Raw genomic sequence first — 23,321 nt, 5'->3', positions numbered from 1 at the left:
GCACCAAGTTTAGGAGCACACCATGTGTGGCATCGTCGGCGTCGTATCCCACCAACCAGTCAACCAGATGCTGTATGACGCGCTGCTGCTGTTGCAGCACCGCGGCCAGGATGCGGCAGGCATCGCAACCAACCAAAGCAACACGTTCTCGATGCACAAGGCCAATGGCCTGGTGCGCGACGTGTTCCGTACCCGTAATATGCGTTCGCTGAACGGCAATTCCGGTATCGGCCACTGCCGCTACCCGACCGCCGGTTCCTCCAGCGAAGAAGAAGCGCAGCCGTTCTACGTCAACGCGCCGTTCGGCATCACGCTGGCGCACAACGGCAACCTGACCAACTGGGAACAGCTCAAGGACGAGATGTTCAAGAACGACCGCCGCCACATCAACACCGATTCCGATTCGGAAGTGCTGTTGAACGTGCTGGCGCACGAGATCCAGAAAGCCTCCACGGACGTCACCCTGACCCCGGCCAACATCTTCCAGGCGGTGACGGTGCTGATCAAGCGCGTGCGCGGCGGCTATGCCGCGGTGGCGCAGATCGCAGGCAGCGGCATGCTGGCCTTCCGCGACCCGAACGGCATCCGCCCGCTGTGCCTGGGGGCGAACGAAACCGCCGACGGCACCGAATACATGATCGCATCCGAATCCGTCGCGCTGGAAGGCATGGGCTTCCGCTTCGTGCGCGACGTGTTGCCGGGTGAAGCGATCTTCATCGACAACGACAACCAGCTGCATGCGCAGATCTGCGCCGCTGCGCCAAAACTGAATCCATGCGTGTTCGAATATGTCTACCTGGCGCGTCCCGACTCGGTGATTGACGGCGCCTCGGTCTACAACACCCGCCTGAAGATGGGCGAATACCTGGCCGACAAGATCAAGCGCGAAGGCCTGGCCGAAGGCGTGGACGTCGTGATGCCTATCCCTGACTCTTCGCGTCCTGCCGCGATCCAGCTGGCGATGCGCCTGGGTGTGGATTACCGCGAAGGCTTCATCAAGAACCGCTACATCGGCCGCACCTTCATCATGCCGGGCCAGGCGATGCGTAAGAAATCCGTGCGCCAGAAGCTGAACGCCATCGGCGACGAATTCAAGGACAAGGTCGTGCTGCTGGTGGACGACTCCATCGTGCGCGGCACCACCTCGCGCGAGATCGTGCAAATGGCGCGCGAAGCCGGCGCCAAGAAAGTGATCTTCGCCTCCGCCGCACCGCCAGTGCTGTACCCGAACGTGTACGGCATCGACATGCCGACCCGCGACGAACTGATCGCCCACGGCCGCACGCTGGACGAAATCTGCAAGGAAATCACCGCCGACGCGCTGGTCTATCAGGACCTGGAAGATCTGAAGAAATCGATCGCCGACGTGAACCCGGCGTTGACCGAGTTCGAGGCCTCCTGCTTCGACGGCAAGTACATCACCGGCGACGTGTCGGCCGAGTACCTGGACCGCATCGAACAGGCGCGCCACAACCCGACCAAGGCCAAGGTTGCCGAAGACGCGGCACGCACGCAACTGAACCTGAACACTGCTACGACGGAATCCTGATGAAGAACTACGGCTTCACGACGACCATCCTGCACAACGACCGCCAGAAAGGCATCGAACACGGCTCCCTGCATAAGCCGATCCATACCTCGGTGACGTTCGGCTACGCCGACGCGCGCCAGCTGGCGTCGGTGTTCCAGGGCAAGGAGCCGGGCTTCCGCTACGGCCGCCAGGGCAACCCGACGGTTGCCGCGCTGGAGGACAAGGTCAGCAAGATGGAGCAGGGCGTGGGCACGATCTGCTTTGCCACGGGCATGGGCGCCATCGGCGCCGTGTTCCAGGCGCTGCTGCGTGCCGGCGACCATGTCGTGTCGTCGTCGTTCCTGTTCGGGAATACCAACTCGCTGTGGCAGACCGTGGCGGGGCAGGGCGTGGGCGTGGACTTTGTCGACGCCACCGACGTGGCAAACGTAGCCGCGGCGCTGAAGCCAGAAACCCGCATGGTGTTCGTGGAGACCATCGCCAACCCGCGCACCCAGATCGCCGACCTCAAACGCATCGGTGAACTGTGTGCCGCGCGCGGTATCCTGTACATCGTCGACAACACGATGACGTCGCCCTACCTGTTCCGGCCGAAGGACGTGGGCGCGGGCCTGGTGGTGAATGCGCTGACCAAATCCATCGGCGGCCATGGCAACGCTCTGGGCGGCGCGCTGACCGACACCGGCGCTTACGACTGGACCAGGTTCCCGAATATCTTCGAGAACTACAAGAAAAATCCAGCGGTGCAGTGGGGCCTGGTGCAAATCCGCGCCAAGGCGCTGCGCGATTTCGGCGCATCGCTGGCGCCGGAAGCTGCACACCATATCGCCGTCGGCGCCGAAACGCTGGCACTGCGCATGGACCGCACGTCGGCCAACGCGCGCGCCCTGGCCGAAATGCTGGAAGCCGACGAGCGCGTGGCAGCCGTGTACTACCCGGGCCTCAAATCGCACCCGCAGCATGGCATCGCAGCGGAGCTGTTCAAGGACTTCGGCTCGTTGCTGAGCTTCGAGCTGAAGGAGGGCATCGACTGCTTCGACTACCTCAACAAGCTGAAGCTCGCGATCCCGACTTCCAACCTCGGCGACACGCGTACGCTGGTGATCCCGGTCTCGCACACCATCTTCTACGAGATGGGCCCCGAACGCCGCGCTTCGATGGGTATCGCCGAGAGCCTGATTCGCGTCTCCGTCGGCATCGAAGATACCGCCGACCTGATCGCCGACTTCAAGAACGCATTGGATTAAGAAACGAAAGTCGGGGTCAGGTCTGGCAATCCGCCACGTTTTTCGCCATGCGAAAAACGTGGCGGATTGCCAGACCTGACCCCGACTTTTATTTAGTACGGGACGCCGAAGATGGCGCTGAAGCGGGCTTTCTGCTCCACTGTCGCGGCCGGGTCGCGCAGCAGGTAGGTTTCCAGCATGCCGAATTGCTCAAGGCGCAGGCCGATCTCCTTGAATAGCGGGCTCAGATCCGGCGCCTTGCTGGTGGCGACAATGTTGTTCAGCAGCGGGTCGAGGTCGACGCCGCTGATCGCCTTGCCGATGCGGACAATATCGGCCTGGTCGTATTGCTTGCCCTTGTGCCCGAACTCCTTGTACATCTCGTTCAGCAGCGTGTCGAGGCTGACCTTGCCCTTGCTGGCCTTGCGCAGTTCGACGTCCATCGCCAGGCCGGCGATCGTGCCGCCGCCGTAGACCAGCAGCCAGTTGCGGTGCTTGTCCTTCACCGCTTCGCGTACGGTGACGGTCAAGCCTTGCACGTTGCGCGCGACGTTCTGGCCGCGTGCGAGATTTTCCAGCTGCTGGATCAGCATGCTGCGGTCCATCAGCTTGTTGCGCGCCATGGTGATCACGGTGACGTAGTCGTTCACCCCTTCCTTGAACCACTCTTCGCTTTCGTTCTTCGGTACCAGCGAGTGGCCATCCCAGAAATGGGCCAGTTCGTGCGCCATTACCTTGCCCCAGACCGGACGGGCGACTTCGCTGCCGTCGTCTTTCAGGTATTGGCTGAAGGAGCCGGCAAACGCACCGCCGTCACCGCTATCGCCCTGGTTGATCACGATCAGGAAGCGGTCGGCGACCGGTCCGCGGCCATACAGCTTCTGGTAGCTGTTCATCTGCTTGTCGATCATGGAGATGAAGGCGTCGCGACGCTTCCAGTACTGCTTGCCCATCACCAGCGTCATTTCAACACCGCCCGCCTTGAAGGTTTCCGCGTGAGCCGTGCCGAAGAAGAAGGCGTTGTTCACCAGTTCACGCCGCGACTCGACCAAAAAGGTGTCCGGCTTGCCGGTGCTGCGCCAAGGCGTATTGGCTTTCCATCCTATCGGCAGGTCGAATGTGACTTCGGTGTGCCCGAGCATTTTCTCGCCGGGGACGATGAACAAGGGATAGCCGACCGACATCAAGCCTTCGCCGGTGTGGTAGGACACTTCTTCGTTCCCGCCCGGCCATTGGTATTTGTCGTGCTCCAGCCGGATGTCGTAAGACAGGCGCAGGCGGCGGTCGCCGTCCACGTCGTATTCGCCTTCGCCCTTGTCTTTCAGGACGACGGCATTGCCGGCCATGTCGTGCACTTGCAGTTTTTCGATCAGGTCGGCTTGGCCGTTTTTGAGCTGCGGTATCGGCATGCAGTTGAACAGCGCGAGGTCGCGGCCCTCGACCCAGACGTCGGCTTCGACGTGGGCGCGTTTGGCATCCTTGTCGATGCTGAGGCGGTAGTGGTTGGCCTGGTTGTCGAAGGCGAACGCGGATTGCGCTGCCAGCATCGCGGCTGCGATGCAGAAAGGCTTGAACATCAAATCTCCCCGGTTGTGGTGTGTTTTTTGTGACTGTAAGCGAGCGCAGCCACCCGGGGAACGTGGCTGCGACGAAATGCAGGATTGGCTAGACAGGCTGCAGGTTTAGCGTAGCGCTTTTTCCACAACGGCCTTCATGGCAGGCATGGCGCAGCGCAGCGCTGCGTGGCCACAATCGGTATCAAGCACGGTGGCTTCTTCCTTGCGCAGCTTGGAGAAGGCGATTGCCGGCCCAGGGTTGACCAAGTGGTCTTGGGCTGCATTGATCGGGACCAGTCGCGCCTTGATGCGCGGCGCCGCGTCTTCCAGCTTGCCGCCCTGGGCGATATCGTGGCCCAGTACAGCGCGGATCTGCCAGAGGGAATTGTTGGCGTCAGTGCCGTCAGGATCGGAGGCCTGGCTCTCGCGGAAGAATTTTTCAAAGTCCTTAGGCGCGGTGCGTGCGCTGCGATGCGCCGGGCTGTCGAAGTTCATTGCGAACAGCAGGTTATACATCGGCAGCGCCGGGTTCTGGGCATAGCGGCCGCCTGCGTAGGCTGGCTCGTCAAGTACCGACTTTTCAACGATGCGTAGGAACAGCATGTCGGACGATGTCAGTCGCGGTGTGCCGGCGATGGGAATGGCTACGTCCATGAAGCCCGGGTAGCTGGCGGCCCATTGGAAGGCCTGCATGCCGCCCATCGAGTAGCCCATGACGGCGTGAATGTGCTTGATGCCCAGTTTTTCGGTCAGGAGCTTGTGCTGGCTGGCGACCATGTCGCGTACCGAGAACTGCGGAAAGGAGGGGCCGGGTTGGGTCTTGCTGTTTGAAGGGGAGCAGGATACGCCATTGCCCAGTGCATCGACCACGATCACGTACCATGGCGCCGGATCGAACAGGGCGCCGCTTTGCAGCATCCCTGCCGCATCGCGGCTGGTGCCGGTGTGCCAGGTCGTGAACAGGATGACGTTTGATTTGTCAGCGTTCAGGGTGCCGAAAGTACGGTAGCCGATCGAGCAATCGTTGATGGTGGCTTTGTTTTCAAGCTGCAGGTCGCCCATGTTGGCGAACTGCTGTTGCGGGGCGGCGGCGTATGCGGTGGAAATGGACAGCGCCAAGGCGCACAGGATCGAGCTGATACGGCGGACGTGCATGTGATCTCCTCTCCTTTTTTCGATGCAAGAAGGATAACTCGAGCGGCCCTTGTCTTGGAACCCGAGTGCGACAGAATGCAGAAATGGGGGCGCAGGCTGGCTTAAAACGGCGCGCGGGCCAGCGGAGGGGCAGGGATTGCGCCAGCCGGGCCAGCGCGGGAGAAAGGCCCAGGGCGCACGTCGCACCCCGAGCGCAGGACGGTCTTAGTGCCAGGTTCGCATCAGGCCAACGGCCAGGCCTTCCAGGGCGAAGTCGTCTTCTTCGGTCACCGTGATGACCTTGAAGTCCGGATTTTCCGGCAGCAGTTCGATCTTGCTGCCGGTTTTGCGGTAGGTCTTGACGGTGACGTCGTTGCCGATGCGGGCCACCACGACCTGGCCATTGCGGGCGCTGTCGGTCTTTTTCACGGCCAGCAGGTCGCCGTCCATGATGCCGATGTCACGCATCGATTCACCGCGTACCTTCAGCAGGAAGTCCGGCTTGGCCGAGAACAGCTTGGGGTCGACGCTGTAGGTGGTCTCCAGGTTTTCCTGGGCCAGGATGGGCGAGCCGGCGGCGACGCGGCCGATCAGCGGCAGGGAAACCAGCATGCCGGCCGGGACGGCTGGCATGTCGTCGAATTCGACATTGGCACGAGCGGCCGGGCGCGGCGCGGCAGCACCGGTCGCCGGGCCGCCGAAGTTGCCGGTCAGGCGAATGCCGCGCGAGGTGCCGGCGGTAATTTCGATGGCGCCCTTGCGTTGCAGGGCTTTCAAGTGTTCTTCTGCAGCGTTGGCGGACTTGAAGCCAAGCTCCGCCGCGATTTCGGCGCGGGTAGGCGGGAAGCCGGTGCTGTCGATCGCATCCTTGATCAGGTTGAGGATCTGTTCTTGTCGTGCTGTGAGCTTGATCATGGCGCTATGGTGAACTGTGGATATAGACAGTCTGTATTTTTGTACAGTATGAAAGGAATTGCAAGCAAATTTGTTGCAATGACAGAAAATATTCGGCTTAATAATGTTTCGACAACCATTGGAGGGCAGGATGGGACGGTTTGCTTTCTTGCTGGCGGCGGGGATTTCCTTGTTCGGTGCCGTGATTCATTTCGCGGCGCCTTGGCTGGGGCCGGAGTGGTATGCCTTCCTGCAGGCGCCGCCCAAGGTCGTTGCATCAGCCCGCGCCGGGACGTGGTTCGCGCCGGCTGGCGCGGTAGTCATAGGGGCCTTGATGTTGATCTGCTCCTTGTATGCGCTGGCTGGCGCAGGGCGCTTGCGCTGGTTGCCATTTGCGCAAATGGCGCAGGGCACGATTGCTGCGATTTGCCTGCTGCGCGGGCTGCTGGTGGTGCCTTACTTGTACAAATTCCCCGATCGTGTGTGGACGTTTGATGTGGTCGCCTCCCTGGTCTGGCTGGCGGCCGGGCTCGGGTTCCTCGCCGGGATCTTGCAATCGTCTGAGGCGACGCAGCCTGCCATGGCGGCGAGGGGCGAAGCCTCAGGCGATTAAGCCGGAGGCAAGCAGCGCGTCATCCAGCGTTCTTACCCGGAGCAATGCAAGGGCGCAGCTTCCAGGCGGCATCGACTGGTCCATGCCCCGGCATGCCAGCCCAGCGGGCAGGGGGCTTTGCGCGCCATCAGTAAACCTTGAGCCGGCCGGCAAAGTCTGCTATGCTTGCGGGCTTACCTCTTCCCACACCCGTCTTGACGCCGGGGTGGGCTATATTCACAGTCCTTAAGGGAGTTATTAATGCGTCACTACGAAATCGTATTTATCGTCCACCCGGACCAAAGCGAGCAAGTGCCCGCGATGATCGAACGTTACAAGACCAGCGTGACCTCGCGCGGCGGTAACGTGCACCGTGTTGAAGATTGGGGCCGCCGTCAAATGGCGTACTCGATCCAGAAACTGGCCAAGGCACACTACATCTGCCTGAACATCGAATGCGACAACGAGACCCTGGTTGAGCTGGAAACCGCATTCAAATTCAATGATGCCGTGCTGCGTCACCTGACCGTCAAGATGAAGAAAGCGGAAACCGCTCCTTCCCCGATGATGAAGTCGGTCCAGCGTGAAGACGCGGCCAAGAGCCATCGCGCCGAAGCCCCAGCAGCTCCTGCAGCGGCGTAATTCCTGACAGGAGACGGTCTGTACAACCAGCTCCGGGTTACCGCCCTGATCGCCGAACGGGATGAGATTCGATACACCCCGGCCGGCCTGCCGATTGTGAATGCAAGCTTGCAGCACAGTTCGCAGCAGACAGAGGCAGGCATTGCCCGACTGACCGAGTTTGAAGTCCCTGCCGTTGCGGCAGGTGAGTTGTCAAAACGATTCAGTCAGGCGCCCCTTGGAGGCTTGTACGAGTTCACCGGTTTCCTGGCCAAGAAGAACCGCAATAGCAGAACCCTGGTGTTTCACATCATTGATTTTCGTGCTGTCTAAACAGCGCAATTTTTAAATACAGGAGCCTAAAATGGCATTCGGTAAAAAGTTCGACAAAAACAAGCTCAAGCTGAAAGAAAAGCGCAAGCAACAAAACCCACTGTTCAAGCGCAAGAAGTTCTGCCGCTTCACCGCCGCTGGCGTTGAGCAAGTGGACTACAAAGACGTAGACACCCTGAAAGATTTCATCCAGGAAAACGGCAAGATCATGCCAGCACGTCTGACCGGCACCAAGGCGCACTACCAGCGCCAAGTTGACACCGCGATCAAGCGCGCCCGCTACCTGGCCCTGCTGCCATACACCGATCTGCACCACGCTTAATTAGCGATCAGATCAGAGATCCTGGAGAATTAATATGCAAATCATCCTGCTGGAAAAAGTTGTTAACGTCGGCAACCTGGGCGACGTGGTGAAAGTGAAAGACGGCTACGCCCGTAACTTCCTGATCCCTCAGAAACTGGCACGCCGCGCTACCGCTGCTGCTGTTGCTGAATTCGAAGCCAAGCGCGCCGAACTGGAAAAAGCTGCTGCCGCCAAGCTGGCTGCTGCCCAAGCCCAAGGCGAGAAGCTGAACGGCATGACCGTGACCGTGTCGCAGAAAGCCGGCGTTGACGGCCGTCTGTTCGGTTCCGTGACCAACTTCGACATCGCTGAAGCCCTGACCAAAGCCGGCTTCGCAGTGGAAAAGTCCGCTGTGCGCCTGCCAACCGGTCCGCTGAAGACCACCGGCGAGTTCCCAGTGGCCGTTGCCCTGCACACCGACGTGGTCGCAGAAGTGACCGTGGCCGTGGTTGGCGAAGCTGCTTAATCAGCGTCGTCAATACAGCAAGAAAGCCGGGTTCGCCCGGCTTTTTTTATTTTCAGGAATTATTACGGCGTTGCCGAAGCAGGTATAATGCGCGCCATGAACGCCGCACCCCAGTCCGACCCACAAGTCGATTCCCTCCGCATCCCGCCGCACTCGATCGAGGCAGAGCAATCTGTCATCGGTGGTTTGTTGCGTGACAACGCGGCGTGGGACCGTATTGCGGACTTCATGAATGCGGAAGACTTCTACCGCTACGACCACCGCATCATCTTCGAGCAGATGGTCCGCCTGATTAACGCGGGCAAGCCGGCCGACGTGGTGACCGTGTTCGAGGCCCTGAGCATGCTGGGCAAGGCAGAAGAGGTGGGCGGCATGGCCTACCTGAACGCCATGGCGCAGAACACCCCTTCGGCCGCCAATATCCGCCGTTATGCGGAAATCGTGCGTGACCGCGGCGTGCTGCGCAAGCTGATCACGGTGGCCGACGAAGTGTCGGGCAATGCCTTCAGCCCGCAGGGCAAGGACGTGAAGCAGATCCTGGACGAGGCCGAAGCGAAGATTTTCGCCATCGCCGAAGCCGGTTCGCGCGGCGCCGCCGGCTGGCTGCCGGTGCAGCCGCTGCTGACCCAGGTGGTGGAGCGTATCGACGAATTGTATTCGCGCGACTCCGGCTCCGAAATCACCGGCGTGCCGACCGGCTGGACCGACCTGGATAAGATGACCTCCGGCCTGCAGCCGGGCGACATGGTGGTGGTGGCCGGCAGGCCGTCGATGGGCAAGACCGCATTTTCCATGAACATCGCCGAAAACGTGGCGGTGGAGGCCGGCCTGCCGGTGGCCGTGTTCTCGATGGAGATGGGCGGCGTGCAGCTGGCCATGCGTATGCTTGGCTCGGTCGGGCTGCTGGACCAGCACCGGCTGCGTACCGGTAAGCTGATCGACGAGGATTGGCCGCGCCTGACGCACGCCATCCAGAAAATGAATGAAGCCCAGGTCTACATCGACGAGACCCCGGCACTGAACCCGATCGAGATGCGCGCCCGTGCGCGCCGCCTGGCCCGCCAATGCGGGAAGCTGGGCCTGATCGTGGTCGACTACCTGCAGCTGATGCAGGGCAGCCAGCCGGGCGACAACCGCTCGGCCGAGATTTCCGAGATCTCGCGGTCCCTGAAGGGCCTGGCCAAGGAGCTGCATTGCCCCGTCATTGCGCTTTCCCAGCTGAATCGATCGCTGGAACAACGTCCCAATAAACGTCCCGTCATGTCCGACCTGCGCGAATCCGGCGCTATCGAGCAGGACGCGGACGTGATCATTTTCCTGTATCGCGACGAAGTCTATAACCCGGATTCGCCGGATAAAGGTACCGCCGAGATCATTATCGGCAAGCAGCGTAACGGTCCAATCGGTGCGGTGCGCCTGACCTGGATCGGTGCGTACACCAAGTTTGGCAATTACACCGGTAACCTGTCGATCTACCAAGGCGACTGATTACCAGGCGGGCCACGCTGGGTGGCTTTGCTGCAGTATCTACGAATCAACCAACGGAGAACAAAAATGTTTGGACGCTTGATGCCCTCGGAGGGCAAATTCTTTGACATGTTTAACCAGCATGCCGAACTTTGCGTGAAGGGCGCCAAAGAGATGCTGGGCCTGATGGCCAATTTCGACGACCTGGAAAACCGTGTCCACGCCATCGAAAGCATCGAAAAGCAGGCTGACAAGATCACCTACCAGGCGGTAGACCTGCTGCACAAGACTTTCATCACCCCGCTGGACCGCGACGACATCCACAAGCTGATCACCAAGATGGACGACATCCTGGACCTGATGGAAGACGCTGCCCAGACCGTGTCGCTGTACGACCTGCACTCCGTGACCCCGGAAGCCAAGCGCCTGGCCGAACTGGTCCTGGCTTGCACCGAAAAGGTGAAGGATGCAGTGGCCCTGCTGTCGAACATGGACAACGCATCCAAGATCGTCGGCATCTGCGAAGAGATCGACCGCCTGGAATCGGACGCCGACCACGTGATGCGCGCTGCCATGTCCAAGCTGTTCCGCGACGAACCGGATGTGCGCAACCTGATCAAGATGAAGGCTATCTACGAGATCCTGGAAACCGTCACCGACCGCTGCGAAGATGTTGCCAACATCATCGAAGGCATCATCGTCGAAAACGCATAATTAAAAAGATCATTTCATGAGCAACCTCGAAATTAGCATCTGGGCGCTGGGGGCACTGGTCTTCCTCGCACTGGTGTTCGACTTCATGAACGGCTTCCATGATGCCGCGAATGCGATCGCCACGGTGGTGTCCACCGGCGTGCTGAAACCGCAGACCGCCGTGATGATGGCTGCCTTTTTCAACTTCGTCGCGATCTTCGTGGTCGGACTGAAAGTGGCGACCACCATCGGCAAGGGAACCATCGAACCCTCGGTGATCGACCATTACGTGATCTTCGGCGCGCTGATAGGGGCGATCGTCTGGAACGTGATCACCTGGTACTACGGCATTCCATCCTCGTCCTCGCACGCCCTGATCGGCGGCCTGGTGGGTGCAGCGGTGGCCAAGTCCGGTACCGGTGCGCTGATCTCCGGCGGCTTGATCAAGACCGTGGTATTCATCGTCGTGGCGCCGCTGCTGGGCTTTGTGCTTGGCTCGCTGATCATGCTGATCGTGTCGTGGGTCTTTGTGAAATCGACCCCGCGCAAGGTTGACGGCTGGTTCCGTCGCCTGCAGCTGCTTTCCGCGGCCGGCTACTCGCTGGGTCACGGCGGCAACGACGCGCAGAAGACCATGGGCATCATCTGGATGCTGCTGATCGCTTCCGGCCACGTGGCGGCCGGCGACTCGGCACCGCCAGTATGGGTCATCGTGGCCTGCTACGGTGCGATTTCGTTCGGCACCCTGTTCGGCGGCTGGCGTATTGTTAAGACCATGGGCCAGAAGATCACCAAGCTGAAACCGGTGGGCGGCTTCTGTGCCGAGACCGGCGGCGCGATCACCCTGCTGATGGCGTCCTTCTGGGGCGTTCCCGTCTCCACCACCCACACCATCACCGGCGCGATCGTCGGCGTGGGTTCGGCGCAGAAGATGTCGGCCGTGCGCTGGGGCGTGGCAGGTAATATCGTGTGGGCCTGGATCTTTACCATTCCTGCTTCCGCCTTCGTGGCGGCGGTGGCATGGTGGGTCGGCAAGCACATCATGTAATTCCCGAGGGGCGCTGCGGCGCCCTTTATTTTGCTTACAAATTCTCAAATTTGGGATATATTCCCATTTATGGGAAATTCATTCGAAGACCGCCTGGTGCGGCGCCTGGCCGGCTTGCGCGAAGAGCGCGCGCTGTCGCTGGAAGAACTGGCTACGCGCAGCGGCATCAGCCGCGCTACCTTGTCGCGCCTGGAGCGCGGCGAAACCAGCCCGACGGCGGAAATGCTGGGCAAGCTGTGCGCCGTCTACGGCATGCCGATGTCGCGCCTGATCGCGGAAGTGGAGCAGGCGCCGGTGCAGTTGATCCGCCGCGCCGAGCAGGCCGAGTGGCACGATCCGGCGACCGGTTTCGTGCGCCGCATGGTGTCGCCGCCGGCGCGCGGCTTCAAGGGAGAACTGATCGAAGGACGCCTGCCGCCCGGCGCCGTGATCGAATACGCGCAGCCGCCAGTGCGTGGCCTGGAGCAGCATATGTGGATGCTGTCGGGAGTGCTGGACTACACCATCGACGGCAGCATGCACCGGCTGCAGGCGGGCGATTGCCTGCGCTTCCACCTGCAGGGTGCGACGCGTTTTTCCTGTCCCGGGCCGGACCAGGCCCATTACCTGATTGCGATATGCGAACCATAGAACAGCTGGATGGCGCCGGACTGCTGGCGCACGCCGATCAATTGGCAGAGGTGCTGCGCGCCTGTGTGCTGGCCGGCGCCAGCGTCGGATTCGAACTGCCATGCCCGCGCGAAGAGGCGCGTGCGTTCTGGCTTGGCCTGCACGATGCCGTAAGGCGCGGCGAGCGCCGGCTGTTCGTCGTGCGCGGCGCGGACGGGCGGATCGACGGCACGCTGCAACTGGTGCTGGCCGCCATGCCGAACAGCCGCCACCGCGCAGAACTGTCCAAGATGCTGGTGCACCCGCGCGCCCGCCGCCAAGGCATGGCGCAGGCGTTGCTGCGCCATGCGGAGGCGACAGCGCGTGCTCTGGGCCGCACCCTGATCGTGCTCGACACCTGCAGCGGTGAACCGGCGGAAGGCATGTACCTGAAGCTTGGCTATGAGCGCTGCGGCGAGATCCCGCAATTCGCCACCATGCCGGACGGGCGCCTCGGCGCGAGCACTTTCATGTACAAGCTGCTGCCGCGCGTGGCGGCGGCCGATCCGGGCGAGGCGGATGCGCTGGCGTTGATTGCGGAACTGGATGGCACGCTGCAGGCGATCACCGGCGACAGCGGCCGCACGCAGTTCAGTGCCGACGATGCCTGCGGCGCGGCGGGCCGCTGGTGAACACGCGCGCCGTGCAGTTTTACCTGGCGCATGGCTACCAGCGCATCGAGAACTTCGGCCGCTACGCCGGCAATCCAGCGGCGGCCTGCTTCGAGAAAGCGCTTTAGGCCGGATCGTGGCAGACCACGCACAGCTTGTTGCCGTGCGGGTCGCGGAAGTAGGCGCCGTAATAGTCGGGATGGTAGTGCGGGCGCAGGCCGGGCGGCCCTTCGCAGCTGCCGCCATGGGCCAGCGCCGCAGCGTGGGCGGCGTCGACGGCAGCTCGCGATGGCGCCGCCAGGGCCACCATCTGGCCATTGCCGGCGCCTGCCGGTTCGCCGTCGAAAGGGCGGCCGACCAGGAACAGCGGGCGGGCGCCCTGGGCCGGCTGCCAGCCGGCCCAGGGCCGCGTATCGTCGCGGAAGCGCAGCTTGTGGCCCAAGGCCGCCATCACGGCGCCATGGAAGCGGAAGGCTGCCTCGAAATCGGCGACGCCCAGGAAGATGTGGGAAATCATTTGATGCACACCTGGCGCACGGCCTTGATATCGGTAATTCCCAGCAGGACCTTTTCGATCCCGTCCATTTTCAATGTCAGCATGCCGTCTTCCAGCGCTGCTGCCAGCAACTGCGCGACGCGCGCATGCTCCTGCAGCAGTTTTTTCACGCGGTCGGTGCCGATCATCAGTTCGTGCAGGCCGACGCGGCCACGGTAGCCCTTGTTGCACTGTTCGCAGCCGACCGGCCGGTATAGCGTGAAGCGGCCTTCGGCGTCGGCATAGCGCTCGCGCCAGCCGGCCACTACCTGCTGGCGCGCGGCCAGGGCGTCACGCTGGAACGCAGAAGTGTTCTGCAGTTCTTCGCAGTATTCAGACAGCAGCAGGTCGAGTTCCGCTTCGCCCGGCTGGTAAGCCTCCTTGCAATTGCCGCACAGGCGCTTGGCCAGGCGCTGCGCCAGGATGCCGAGCAGCGCATCGGCGAAGTTGAACGGGTCCATGCCCATGTCCAGCAGGCGCACCACCGATTCCGGCGCACTGTTGGTGTGCAAGGTGGAGAACACCAGGTGGCCGGTGAGCGAAGCTTCGATGCCCATGCTGACGGTTTCCTTGTCGCGCATCTCGCCGACCATGATGATGTCCGGGTCGGCGCGCAGGAAGGCGCGCATCACAGTGGAAAATTCCAGGCCGGCCTTGCGGTTGACCTGCACCTGGCGCAAGCCTTTCTGCGTGATCTCCACCGGGTCTTCCGCGGTCCAGATCTTGGTTTCGGGCGTGTTCAGGTAGTTCAGCACCGAGTGCAGGGTGGTGGTCTTGCCGGAACCGGTCGGGCCGCATACGAAGAACAGGCCGTAGGGTTTTTCCACCGTGGCGCGCAGGCGGTCCAGGTTGGCCGGCAGCACGCCCAATTTTTCGAGCGGGATCGGCTCGCCCGCCGCCAGGATGCGCATCACCACGTCTTCCACGCCGCCGGCCGAAGGGATGGTGGCCACCCGCAACTCAATGTCGAGCGGGCCGTATTTCTTGAACTTGATCTTGCCGTCCTGCGGTTTGCGGCGCTCGGAAATATCAAGGTCGCACATGATCTTGATGCGCGCCACCATGGCGGCGCGGTAGGCTGCCGGGATTTCGATGTAGGGCACCAGCACTCCGTCCTTGCGGAAGCGGATGCCGGTCTTGCCCTTGCCCGGCAGCGGTTCGATGTGGATGTCCGACACGCCCTGGCGGTGGGCGTCGACAATGATCTTGTTGAGCAGCTTGACCAGCTCGTTCTCGACCGCTTCCGACACGTCCGGCGGCGCCTCGCTGTCGCCATCCTCGCCCATGCCGGACAGCAGTTCGTCCACGCTGGTAGCGTCCCCTGTGCCGAAGAACTGTCCCAGGGTCTGGGCGAATTCGGCGCGCGTGGTGACGCGGTAGTTGACGTGCACGCGCGGGAACACCTGGTTGACGATGTGCGACTGCATCACGCGGTCGGGGTCGATGGTCAGCACCAGCAGGCCGTCGCGATTCTCCTCCAGCGGCAGCCAGCCCGACTCCTCGAGGTATTGCAGCGGCAGCTTTTTCAGCAGGTCGACCGGGCGCACGCGGTCGGGCCGCGCCGGCTCGTACGGAATGGTGTAGTACTTGGACAGCGCCGCGCCGAGGATGGCAGGCTTGACGTGGAAGTCCTGCACCAGCACCGCTTCCACGTCGGCCTCCTTTTCGCGCGCGGTGCGCAGTGCTTGCTCCAGTTCCTGCGCCGACAGCACGCTGTCGGCCACCAGCGCATCGTAGCGGGTGCGCGGCAGAGGCGCCGGTTTCAGGCGCTGGCTGAAAGCCACGGCCAGGGTGTCGCCCAGCTGGCGCACGCCTTCCAGCGCGATGGACGAGAAGGGCTGGCCGTTGCGCGTATTGATGAACTGGACCACGCCCAGCAGGCGGTCATGCGCCATCGCCACCAGCGGCGCCACCAGCATCTGGCGCGTGCGGTAGCCGGTGCGCTGGTCAACGCCCTGCTGGAAGTGCAGTTCGGGCGAAATGCGGCGCAATTCGTCGGCGTCATAGACGTCGCGGATGTTCAGCGTCTGGCGCGTCATGGCGACGTAGCCGGCAATGCTGGAAGCATTGATGGCCAGCTTGAGGTCGCGAAAGCTGGTCATGCCGGTCTTCACCTTGGACACGATATAGTTCTTTTCGTCGTTCATCGCGTACAGGGTGAAGCGGTCGCATTCGAACAGGTCGCAGAATTCCATGCCCAGGTCGAGCATGATTTCGTCCAGGTTGCTGGTGGCGTGGATCTTGGTGGTGACGGCTTGCAGCTTGCGGAAGAAGGCCAGGCGGCGTTCGGTTTCGGCGCTGGAACTGGTATCAGGCAGTTGGTCGGTTTCGCTCATGCTTGCGGGCTCAAAGGTTGACTTCCAGTCCCTCGTAGGCGAGGAACACTTGCAGGCCGTCCAGCTGCCCGGCGTGGCGCGCCATGGCGTCGGCGAAAACGGCTTCCAGCTCGTCGTCGCTGCGGGTCGGTTCGTGGTGGGTGCAGTACAGGCGGCGCACGCCGCAGCGCAGCGCCAGCGCCAGGGCGCTGTCGAAAGTGCCGTGGCCCCAGCCTACTTTGGACCGGTATTCCTCGCGCGTGTAGGAGCAGTCGGCAATCAGCGCATCGACGCCCTGCACCATGGCATCGATGGCGGCAATGTGGGCGGCGCTGCCGGGCGGCTCGTGGTCGCCGGTGAAGAACAGCGACTTGCCATTGCAGTCGATGCGGTAGCCAAGGTCCGTCACCGGGTGGTTCATCAGCGCGTGGCGCACGCGGGCATCGCCCACCTCGACCGCATCGCCCGGCTCCAGCGTGCGGTATTCGATGGTGGCGCCCATCTGCGCTTCGCCGACCGGGAAATAGCTGTACTGCAGCTGGACCCCCATCACGTGCTCGATGCCCTTGCCGCTGGCCGGGTCGCCGGCGCCATGCAGGCGCACCCGGCTGTCTTTCAGGAACAGGGGAGAGAAGAAGGGCAGTCCATGGATATGGTCCCAGTGGCTATGGCTGATGAACAGGTTGGCTTCGATCGGGCGCCTGGCGTCGGCCAGCAGCGCTTGCGCCAGCGGGAACAGGCCGGTGCCGGCGTCCAGCACGATCAGGGTGCCGTCGTCGCTGCGTACTTCAATGCAAGTGGTATTGCCGCCGTAGCGCACGGTGCGCGGCCCGGGAGAGGGAATGGAACCGCGCACGCCCCAGAACTTGAACTTCATGAAGGTCCCCGTGGTCGAATTGACAAGAGTGATGATAGCGGTTTTTGTTCGGGACAGGCAGATTCTTGTGTGCGCCGGCGCGGCAGGGATACACTTCCCTTATGGAAGACTTGACCCCGACCCAGATAGCGGCTCGGCTGGAGCAGCTGACCGAACTGAGCGTCGCCCTGGGCGACGGGCAGGATACCGGCGTGCTGCTCGAGCGCATCCTGCTGGCGGCCAAGCACCTGACCCATGCCGACGGCGGCACCCTGTACCGCCCGGACGCCAGCCGCAGCAAGCTGCTGTTCCATATCACGGTCAACGATACGCTGGGCCTGCACCTGGGCGGCAGCAGCGGGGCCGCCATCGATATCGCGCCGGTGCCGTTGGTCGATGCGCACGGAGCGCCCAAGCTCGATTCGGTGGCGGCCTACGCCGCCAACCAGGGCTGCGCGGTGAATATCGACGATGTCTACCGGGCCAGCGAATTCAATTTTTCCGGCATGCGCCAGTTCGACCAGCGCTTTGCCTACCGCACCCGCTCGATCCTGACGGTGCCGATGCGCAATCATGAGGGCCAGTTGCTGGGCGTGCTGCAACTGGTCAATGCGCGCAACGCCGACGGCGTGTTCAGCGCAACCGACCAGCGCTTCATCGAGGCGCTGGCGGCGCAGGCGGCAGTGGCGCTGACCAAGCAACAATTGGTGGCCCAGCTGGAGCAACTGCTGGAAGCGCTGGTCAACCTGATCAACATCGGCATCGACGAGAAGTCGCCGTACACGGGGCGCCATTGCCAGCTGGTGCCGGTATTGACCATGATGCTGGCCGACGCCGCGCATGCCGCCGACAGCGGCCCGCTGGCTGGCTTCCACCTGTCCGAGGGCGAGCGCAAGCAGCTTTGGCTGGCCGGCCTGCTGCACGATTGCGGCAAGATCACGACCCCGGTGCACGTGGTGGACAAAGCCACCAAGCTGCAAACCATTTACGACCGCATCGGCCTGCTCGACACCCGCTTCGAGGTGCTGCTGCGTGACGCAGAACTGCGTACGCTGCGCGCCGAGCTGGCCGGCGGCGAGCGCTCTGCGTTGCAGGCGGCGCTGGCGGCGGAGCAGGCCGGCTTGCGCGCCGAACGGGACTTCCTGCGCCACGCCAATATCGGCGGGGAGGGCATGGCGCCGGAGGAGCAGCAGCGCGTGCGTGAGATCGCGCGGCGTCGCTGGCGCGGGCCGGACGGCCAGGAGCACGCCCTGCTCAGCGAAGACGAAGTGGAAAACCTGACCATCCGCTTCGGCACCCTGACCGAAGCGGAGCGCAAGGTGATCAACAACCACATCGTGGTCACGGTGCGCATGCTGGAATCGCTGCCCTGGCCGCACCACCTGCAGCAGGTGCCGGAATATGCGGGCGGCCACCACGAACGGATGGACGGCAAGGGCTATCCGCGCGGGCTGCTGCGCGAGCAGATGTCGGTGCCGGCGCGGGTGATGGCGATCGCCGATATTTTCGAGGCGCTGACCGCGCGCGACCGGCCCTACAAGAAGGGCAAGATGCTGTCCGAATCGCTTGAGATCCTCGGCAAGTTCAGCCTGAACGGGCATATCGATCCCGACCTGTTCGACATCTTCATCCGCCGCAAGGTTTACCTGGAATTTGCAAGGCAATACATGGACCCGCGCCAGGTCGACGCGGTCGATGAAGCGCGCATCCCAGGGTACCGCCCGTGATGCGCAAGCTGTTGCAGCGCTACGGCGCGCGCTGGCTGCTGGGGCTACTGCTCACGGCGCTGGCGTTGCTGCAACTGGTGCAAGTGCTGCCGTCGGAATCGCTGGCGCGCATGGACAGTTTCTTTGCAGGCCTGCGCATGCGGCTTGAAGCGCCCGAGCTGGACCCGCGCATCGTGATCGTCGATATCGACGAGCGCAGCCTGGCTGAAGTGGGGCGCTTTCCCTGGAGCCGCGACAAGATCGCGCGCCTGGTCGAACAATTGACCGGTCCTTATCAGGCGGCGGCGGTGGGCTTTGATATTTCCTTCCCCGAGCCCGATACCAGTTCCGGCTATGGCGTGCTGGAGCAGCTGGCGCAAGGCGAATTGCACGCGGTGCCGGGGCTGGCGCGCGCACTGGCCGGCTTGCAGCCGCAGCTCGATTACGACGGCCGGCTGGCGGCAGCCATGCGCGGCCAGCCGGTGGTGCTGGGCTATAGCCTGTCGGGCAGCCAGCGCAAGGGAGTGTTGCCGGCGCCGGCTTTCACGGTCGAGAGCCTGAACGGGCGTACGCTGGATGCCTACACGGCGCAGGGCTACGAAGCCAATATCGCGCGGCTGCAAGAGGCAGCGCAGGGCGCCGGCATCTTTACCGCCCTGGTCGACAGCGATGGCCTGGTGCGCTCTTCGGCACTGCTGCAGCGCATCGGCGACGGCTATTACCCGACCCTGGCGCTGGCCACGGTGTCGGCCGCGCTGGGAGGACGCGCCATTGCGCCGCTGTGGCAGGGCACGGTCGATACGCTCAGTGCGGCCGAGCGCCAGGCCGGCGGCCTGGATGCCATCGCCCTGTTCCATCGCGAAGGACAATTGCGCATCCCGGTGGGGGAGGCCCTGACCAACACCGTGCAGTTCCGCGGGCGCGGCGGCCCTGGCGGCGGCGCCTTCCGCTACGTGCCTGCGGCCGACGTGCTGGCCGGGCGCGCCAAGGCGGAACTGCTGGCCGGCACCATCGTGCTGGTGGGCACCAGCGCGCCGGGCTTGAACGACTTGCGCGCCACGCCCGTGAACGCCGAATATCCCGGGGTCGAAATCCACGCCAACCTGGTCAAATCGATCCTGGACGACAGTTTCAAGCAGCGGCCCGACGTGGCCACGCAGATCGAAGTCCTGCAAGCCCTGGTGCTGGGCGGGCTGCTGGCGCTGGCTTTGCCGGTGCTGGCGCCGGCCTGGGGCATCCTGCTGTCGCTGGCGGCGCTGGCCGGCACGGTGGCGCTGAACTTCGTGCTGTACCGCCGCTACGACGCCGTGCTCAATATGGCCACCTTGCTGCTGCTGGGGATCGGGCTGTTCGTGCTGAACCTGGCCTGGGGCTATTTCTTCGAGGTGCGCCGCGGGCGTGCCCTGGTGTCGCGCTTTGGCGAATACGTGGCGCCGGAACTGGTGGCGGAAATGGCAGAGAACCCGGCGGCCTACAGCATGGAGGGGGCCAGCCGCGAACTGAGCGTGATGTTCGTCGACGTGCGCGGCTTCACCACCATTGCCGAGAGCCTGTCGCCGCAGGAACTGCGCGAATACATCAACCGCTACCTGACGGCCATGTCGGAGGAGATCCGCGACCGCCACCGCGGCACCCTCGACAAATACATCGGCGATGCCGTGATGGCGTTCTGGGGCGCGCCGCTGGCTTGCGCCGACCACGCCGCGCGGGCGGTGGCAACGGCCCTGGAGATGCAGGCCAGCGCCCGGCGCCTGAGCGTGGAATTCGAGCAGCGCGGCTGGCCGGCATTGCGTATCGGCATCGGCATCAATACCGGGCCGATGCACGTGGGTGACATGGGTTCGCGCATCCGCCGCGCCTATACGGTGATGGGCGACGCCGTCAACCTGGCTGCGCGGCTGGAAGGCATCACCAAGGTGTACGGGGCCGGCATTGTTGTCGGTGCTAGAACGCGGGCGGCGGCGCCGGGCTTCGCCTGGCGCGAACTGGACCTGGTGCGGGTCAAGGGCAAGCTGGAGCCGGTGGCCATCTTCGAGCCGCTCGGGCTGGAGGGCGGGCTGGCTCCCGCGGCGCATGCCGAGTTGGCGCGCTGGCGCCAGGTGCTGGCCCTGGTGCGCGCCCGGCAGTGGCAGGCGGCCCACGATGCGCTGGCGCCGCTGGCCGCGGCCGCCCCGCAAACAGCCTTGTATTCCCTCTACCTCGAACGCATTGCGCACTACCGTTTGCACCCGCCCGGACCGGGCTGGGATGGCGTCACAAATTTCGACAGCAAATAAGCAACACTCAACTGTGCGTGCGCACCGCCAGGCGTACAATGAAGCTGTGGTTAAGGCCTTTATGTCCTACACTGAAGGTAACAAGAGTTGCTCGTTTGCCAGGCAATTGCATGCCGGGAGAACCATCATGAAGCCTTGCCTTGTGTCGATCCTGGCCCTGGCCGCCTGCACCGGTGCGCTGGCCGCACCGCCCAGCACCGAACGCGACCGCGACCGCAACCCGCCTGCCTTTGATTTCTCCGCCACCAGCTATCCGCAGTCGAACTTGCCCGGTCTGCCTGGCAGCATGCCGACCATGCGCCTGGCTGCTTCGCTGACCCAGGCGCTGCCGCGCGACTTCCTGGTGCGAGCCAGCGTCAACACCCAATACAGCCCCGGCGACGTCGCGCTGCTGGACAGCCTGGCGCCGGCGCCGATGACCGCGCTGCGCCTGATGGCGAACCGCGACACCATCCGCGATGGCGGCTTGGGCAGCAATGTCGAACTGTATTCTCCGGACCTGTGCCTGGGCGCCGGACGCCATTGCCGCGCACTGCTGTATTACGACCGCAATGCGCTGCGCTACAACCGGGCCTCGAACGGCCAGCTGCGCAGCCGCAACGTAGGCAGCGCCGGCATCGGCGTACGCATGAAACTGGACAGGCATTCCAGCATGCAGCTGGACCTGGGGCGGGTGGTGCGTTCCGACATCATGCCCGACGATGCGCGCAGCCGCGTGACGCTGCGCTACGGCTATGCATGGTGAGCTGGCGCCAGCCTGTCCATTTGCGAAAAAACATCAGTCCCCCGCGTTCCGACTTCCTCGCCATTTGCAAGCAGCCATTGTCGCGCCGCAACGCGCGACAATGGCTGCTGCCCACCTTTACCCTGAACAGAAAATATGAAACGACGCCTCGCGTTCCTGTTTGCTGTCACCCTTTGCACTGCGGCTTCTTCCGCTCCCGCGCCTGATCCTGTCCCCGACCCCGGCATCGTTCGATTCGATATCGAGCGTTACGATGTGCGCGGCAATACACTGCTGCCGCCGGCGCAGGTGGCGCGCGTGCTGGCGCCATTCACCGGCCGCGGGCGCGATTTCGGCGATGTGCAACAGGCGCTGGAAGCCCTGACTGCCGCCTACCATGCTGCCGGTTATGCACTGGTCGCGGTCACGCTGCCCGAGCAGGAGCTGGCGCGCGGCGTGGTGCGGCTGGACGTGGTGCAGACGCGCATCGGCCAGGTCCGGGTGCACGGCCAGCGTTATGTCGACGAGGCCAATGTGCGGCGTGCGCTGCCGCCGCTGCGCGAAGGCCAGGTACCGGACATGGAGGCGATCTCGGCGGCATTGAAGCTGGCCAATGAGCACCCGGCGCGCCAGGTCACCATGAAGCTGCAAAGCGGGGGGCGCGATGACGAGGTGGACGCCATGCTGGAAGTGGCTGACGAGCGGCCATGGAAGGTTTTGCTGAATGCCGACAATAGCGGTACGGAACAGACCGGCCGCGCGCGCATCGGCGTGGGGCTGCAGCATGCCAACCTGTTCGGGCTCGACCATGTGGCCAGCCTGCAGTACACCACCTCGGCGGAAGAGCCGGGGCGGGTCAAGGTCTATGGCCTGGGTTACCACATTCCGCTCTATCAGCTGGGCGATACGTTCGACCTGTACGCCAGCTATTCGAATGTCGACTCGGGCACCGTGGGCGTGGGCGCCTTCAATGTAGCGGTAAGCGGGCAGGGCACGGTGTTCGGCATGCGCTACAGCCGCTACCTGGCGCGCCGGCCCGGTTACGAAGGGCGGCTATTGTTCGGTGCCGAGTCGAAGGCCTTCCGCAACAGCGTGCTGCTGCTGGGGCAGGAGCTGGGCAACGACGTGACTGTACGCCCGCTCAGCGTTGGCTACCTGGGCAACTGGAGTTCAGCGCGGGGCGACAGCGGCCTGTCGCTGACCCTGCTGCGCAACCTACCTGGCGGCAAGCGCGGCGGCCAGGACGACTTCACCCGGGCACGCGCCGGGGCACCCGACGATTACACCATCGTGCGGCTGGGCGCCAGCGTCAGCCGCCTGTTGCCGCAGGACTGGCAATGGCGTGCCATCTTCACCGGCCAGTACAGCGCTGACGCGCTGGTGCCGGGCGAACAGTTCGGCGCCGGGGGCGCGGCTTCGGTGCGCGGACTGCCCGAGCGCGAAATTGCCAACGACAAAGGGGCAGGCATCAACCTGGAACTGTACACGCCCAATCTGTGCGGCGAGCGCTGGCAATGCCGGTTGCTGGCCTTCCACGACCGTGCCCACGTGCGGCGCAATGATGCGTTGCCGGGCGAGCTGACGTCGGCCAGCGTGGCCAGCACAGGGCTCGGCCTGCGACTGCTGCTGGGCAGCCAGGCCAACCTGCAACTCGATTATGGCCATGTGGTACAAGGCGGCCCCACCGGGCGCGACGGCAGCGGCAGGCTGCACCTGCGCATCGGTCTTGCTTATTGAGGACATCAT

General features: G+C 63.6%; 22 protein-coding genes. 16 read left to right on the top strand and 6 right to left on the bottom strand.

Going from position 1 to position 23,321, the window contains the following annotated elements; all coding sequences use genetic code 11:
• Nucleotides 1-22: 22 nt before the first annotated feature.
• A complete protein-coding gene (gene purF / locus ACN9MZ_RS22405; protein ID WP_426163389.1) occupies nt 23-1,549 on the top strand; it encodes an amidophosphoribosyltransferase in 1,527 nt (508 codons plus the stop codon).
• Nucleotides 1,549-2,778 (top strand): cystathionine gamma-synthase family protein, encoded by a 1,230-nt coding sequence (locus ACN9MZ_RS22400; protein WP_426163387.1) that lies wholly within the window; start codon nt 1,549-1,551, stop codon nt 2,776-2,778. The genes purF and ACN9MZ_RS22400 overlap by 1 nt, the downstream gene beginning before the upstream one ends.
• Nucleotides 2,779-2,870: 92 nt before the next feature.
• On the opposite strand, the gene ACN9MZ_RS22395 is transcribed toward ACN9MZ_RS22400, so the two are convergent.
• The 3 genes from ACN9MZ_RS22395 to lexA form a co-directional block, all read right to left on the bottom strand.
• Entirely contained in the window at nt 2,871-4,334 is a 1,464-nt protein-coding gene (locus ACN9MZ_RS22395; protein ID WP_426339085.1) for a hypothetical protein, read from the bottom strand.
• Between the two features lie 105 nt (nt 4,335-4,439).
• A complete protein-coding gene (locus tag ACN9MZ_RS22390) occupies nt 4,440-5,468 on the bottom strand; it encodes an alpha/beta fold hydrolase (protein ID WP_426339084.1) in 1,029 nt (342 codons plus the stop codon).
• A 204-nt stretch (nt 5,469-5,672) separates the two neighbouring features.
• Nucleotides 5,673-6,362 carry a transcriptional repressor LexA gene (gene lexA, locus ACN9MZ_RS22385; RefSeq protein WP_426163381.1) on the bottom strand — a complete coding sequence of 230 codons (690 nt, stop codon included), beginning with the start codon at nt 6,360-6,362 and terminating at the stop codon, nt 5,673-5,675.
• Between the two features lie 130 nt (nt 6,363-6,492).
• Between lexA and ACN9MZ_RS22380 the strand changes: the two genes are divergently transcribed.
• The 10 genes from ACN9MZ_RS22380 to ACN9MZ_RS22335 all read left to right on the top strand — a co-directional run bounded on the left by ACN9MZ_RS22380 (nt 6,493) and on the right by ACN9MZ_RS22335 (nt 13,184).
• Nucleotides 6,493-6,954: a hypothetical protein gene (locus ACN9MZ_RS22380; protein ID WP_426163379.1), complete on the top strand. Its 462-nt coding sequence runs from the start codon at nt 6,493-6,495 to the stop codon at nt 6,952-6,954.
• 240 nt (nt 6,955-7,194) lie between these two features.
• Entirely contained in the window at nt 7,195-7,575 is a 381-nt protein-coding gene (gene rpsF, locus ACN9MZ_RS22375) for a 30S ribosomal protein S6 (RefSeq protein ID WP_090438998.1), read from the top strand.
• 18 nt (nt 7,576-7,593) lie between these two features.
• The gene (gene priB, locus ACN9MZ_RS22370) at nt 7,594-7,887 is read left to right on the top strand and encodes a primosomal replication protein N (protein ID WP_028104934.1); all 294 of its coding nucleotides are present in this window, start codon (nt 7,594-7,596) and stop codon (nt 7,885-7,887) included.
• Between the two features lie 31 nt (nt 7,888-7,918).
• Complete coding sequence (gene rpsR / locus ACN9MZ_RS22365; RefSeq protein ID WP_057259638.1) at nt 7,919-8,209, top strand: 30S ribosomal protein S18; 291 nt, start codon at nt 7,919-7,921, stop codon at nt 8,207-8,209.
• Nucleotides 8,210-8,243: 34 nt separating this feature from the next.
• On the top strand, nt 8,244-8,696 hold the full coding sequence (rplI, locus tag ACN9MZ_RS22360) for a 50S ribosomal protein L9 (RefSeq protein WP_055931250.1): 453 nt from the start codon (nt 8,244-8,246) through the stop codon (nt 8,694-8,696).
• A gap of 96 nt (nt 8,697-8,792) precedes the next feature.
• Nucleotides 8,793-10,184 carry a replicative DNA helicase gene (locus ACN9MZ_RS22355; protein WP_426342946.1) on the top strand — a complete coding sequence of 464 codons (1,392 nt, stop codon included), beginning with the start codon at nt 8,793-8,795 and terminating at the stop codon, nt 10,182-10,184.
• A 66-nt stretch (nt 10,185-10,250) separates the two neighbouring features.
• Nucleotides 10,251-10,877, top strand: coding sequence for a DUF47 domain-containing protein (locus tag ACN9MZ_RS22350; RefSeq protein WP_130311012.1), 627 nt, complete (start codon nt 10,251-10,253; stop codon nt 10,875-10,877).
• A 16-nt stretch (nt 10,878-10,893) separates the two neighbouring features.
• Nucleotides 10,894-11,904: an inorganic phosphate transporter gene (locus ACN9MZ_RS22345; RefSeq protein WP_057259637.1), complete on the top strand. Its 1,011-nt coding sequence runs from the start codon at nt 10,894-10,896 to the stop codon at nt 11,902-11,904.
• 69 nt (nt 11,905-11,973) lie between these two features.
• Nucleotides 11,974-12,534, top strand: a complete 561-nt coding sequence (locus ACN9MZ_RS22340; RefSeq protein WP_426339083.1) for a helix-turn-helix domain-containing protein — start codon at nt 11,974-11,976, stop codon at nt 12,532-12,534.
• Nucleotides 12,522-13,184, top strand: a complete 663-nt coding sequence (locus ACN9MZ_RS22335; protein ID WP_426339082.1) for a GNAT family N-acetyltransferase — start codon at nt 12,522-12,524, stop codon at nt 13,182-13,184. Before ACN9MZ_RS22340 ends, ACN9MZ_RS22335 begins: the two co-directional genes overlap by 13 nt.
• Before the next feature lie 103 nt (nt 13,185-13,287).
• On the opposite strand, the gene ACN9MZ_RS22330 is transcribed toward ACN9MZ_RS22335, so the two are convergent.
• Genes ACN9MZ_RS22330 through ACN9MZ_RS22320 form a run of 3 tightly spaced genes read right to left on the bottom strand, consistent with a single transcriptional unit; the run spans nt 13,288 to nt 16,890 of the window.
• Nucleotides 13,288-13,680 carry a VOC family protein gene (locus ACN9MZ_RS22330; protein ID WP_426339081.1) on the bottom strand — a complete coding sequence of 131 codons (393 nt, stop codon included), beginning with the start codon at nt 13,678-13,680 and terminating at the stop codon, nt 13,288-13,290.
• Nucleotides 13,677-16,034: a GspE/PulE family protein gene (locus ACN9MZ_RS22325; RefSeq protein ID WP_426339080.1), complete on the bottom strand. Its 2,358-nt coding sequence runs from the start codon at nt 16,032-16,034 to the stop codon at nt 13,677-13,679. The genes ACN9MZ_RS22330 and ACN9MZ_RS22325 overlap by 4 nt, the downstream gene beginning before the upstream one ends.
• A 10-nt stretch (nt 16,035-16,044) precedes the next feature.
• Nucleotides 16,045-16,890 (bottom strand): MBL fold metallo-hydrolase, encoded by an 846-nt coding sequence (locus tag ACN9MZ_RS22320; protein ID WP_426339079.1) that lies wholly within the window; start codon nt 16,888-16,890, stop codon nt 16,045-16,047.
• Between the two features lie 101 nt (nt 16,891-16,991).
• On the opposite strand from ACN9MZ_RS22320, the gene ACN9MZ_RS22315 reads away from it, so the two are divergent.
• The 4 genes from ACN9MZ_RS22315 to ACN9MZ_RS22300 all read left to right on the top strand — a co-directional run bounded on the left by ACN9MZ_RS22315 (nt 16,992) and on the right by ACN9MZ_RS22300 (nt 23,312).
• Entirely contained in the window at nt 16,992-18,596 is a 1,605-nt protein-coding gene (locus ACN9MZ_RS22315; protein WP_426339078.1) for a GAF and HD-GYP domain-containing protein, read from the top strand.
• The gene (locus tag ACN9MZ_RS22310; protein WP_426342945.1) at nt 18,596-20,851 is read left to right on the top strand and encodes a CHASE2 domain-containing protein; all 2,256 of its coding nucleotides are present in this window, start codon (nt 18,596-18,598) and stop codon (nt 20,849-20,851) included. The genes ACN9MZ_RS22315 and ACN9MZ_RS22310 overlap by 1 nt, the downstream gene beginning before the upstream one ends.
• 127 nt (nt 20,852-20,978) lie before the next feature.
• Complete coding sequence (locus ACN9MZ_RS22305) at nt 20,979-21,596, top strand: hypothetical protein (protein WP_426339077.1); 618 nt, start codon at nt 20,979-20,981, stop codon at nt 21,594-21,596.
• Nucleotides 21,597-21,731: 135 nt separating this feature from the next.
• Nucleotides 21,732-23,312: a ShlB/FhaC/HecB family hemolysin secretion/activation protein gene (locus ACN9MZ_RS22300; protein ID WP_426339076.1), complete on the top strand. Its 1,581-nt coding sequence runs from the start codon at nt 21,732-21,734 to the stop codon at nt 23,310-23,312.
• Nucleotides 23,313-23,321 lie beyond the last annotated feature (9 nt).

Origin of the sequence: Pseudoduganella sp. S-14 (genome assembly GCF_049913285.1) — a bacterium.
Lineage (GTDB): Bacteria > Pseudomonadota > Gammaproteobacteria > Burkholderiales > Burkholderiaceae_D > Rugamonas.
This window is presented reverse-complemented; position numbering and strand designations above follow the sequence as displayed.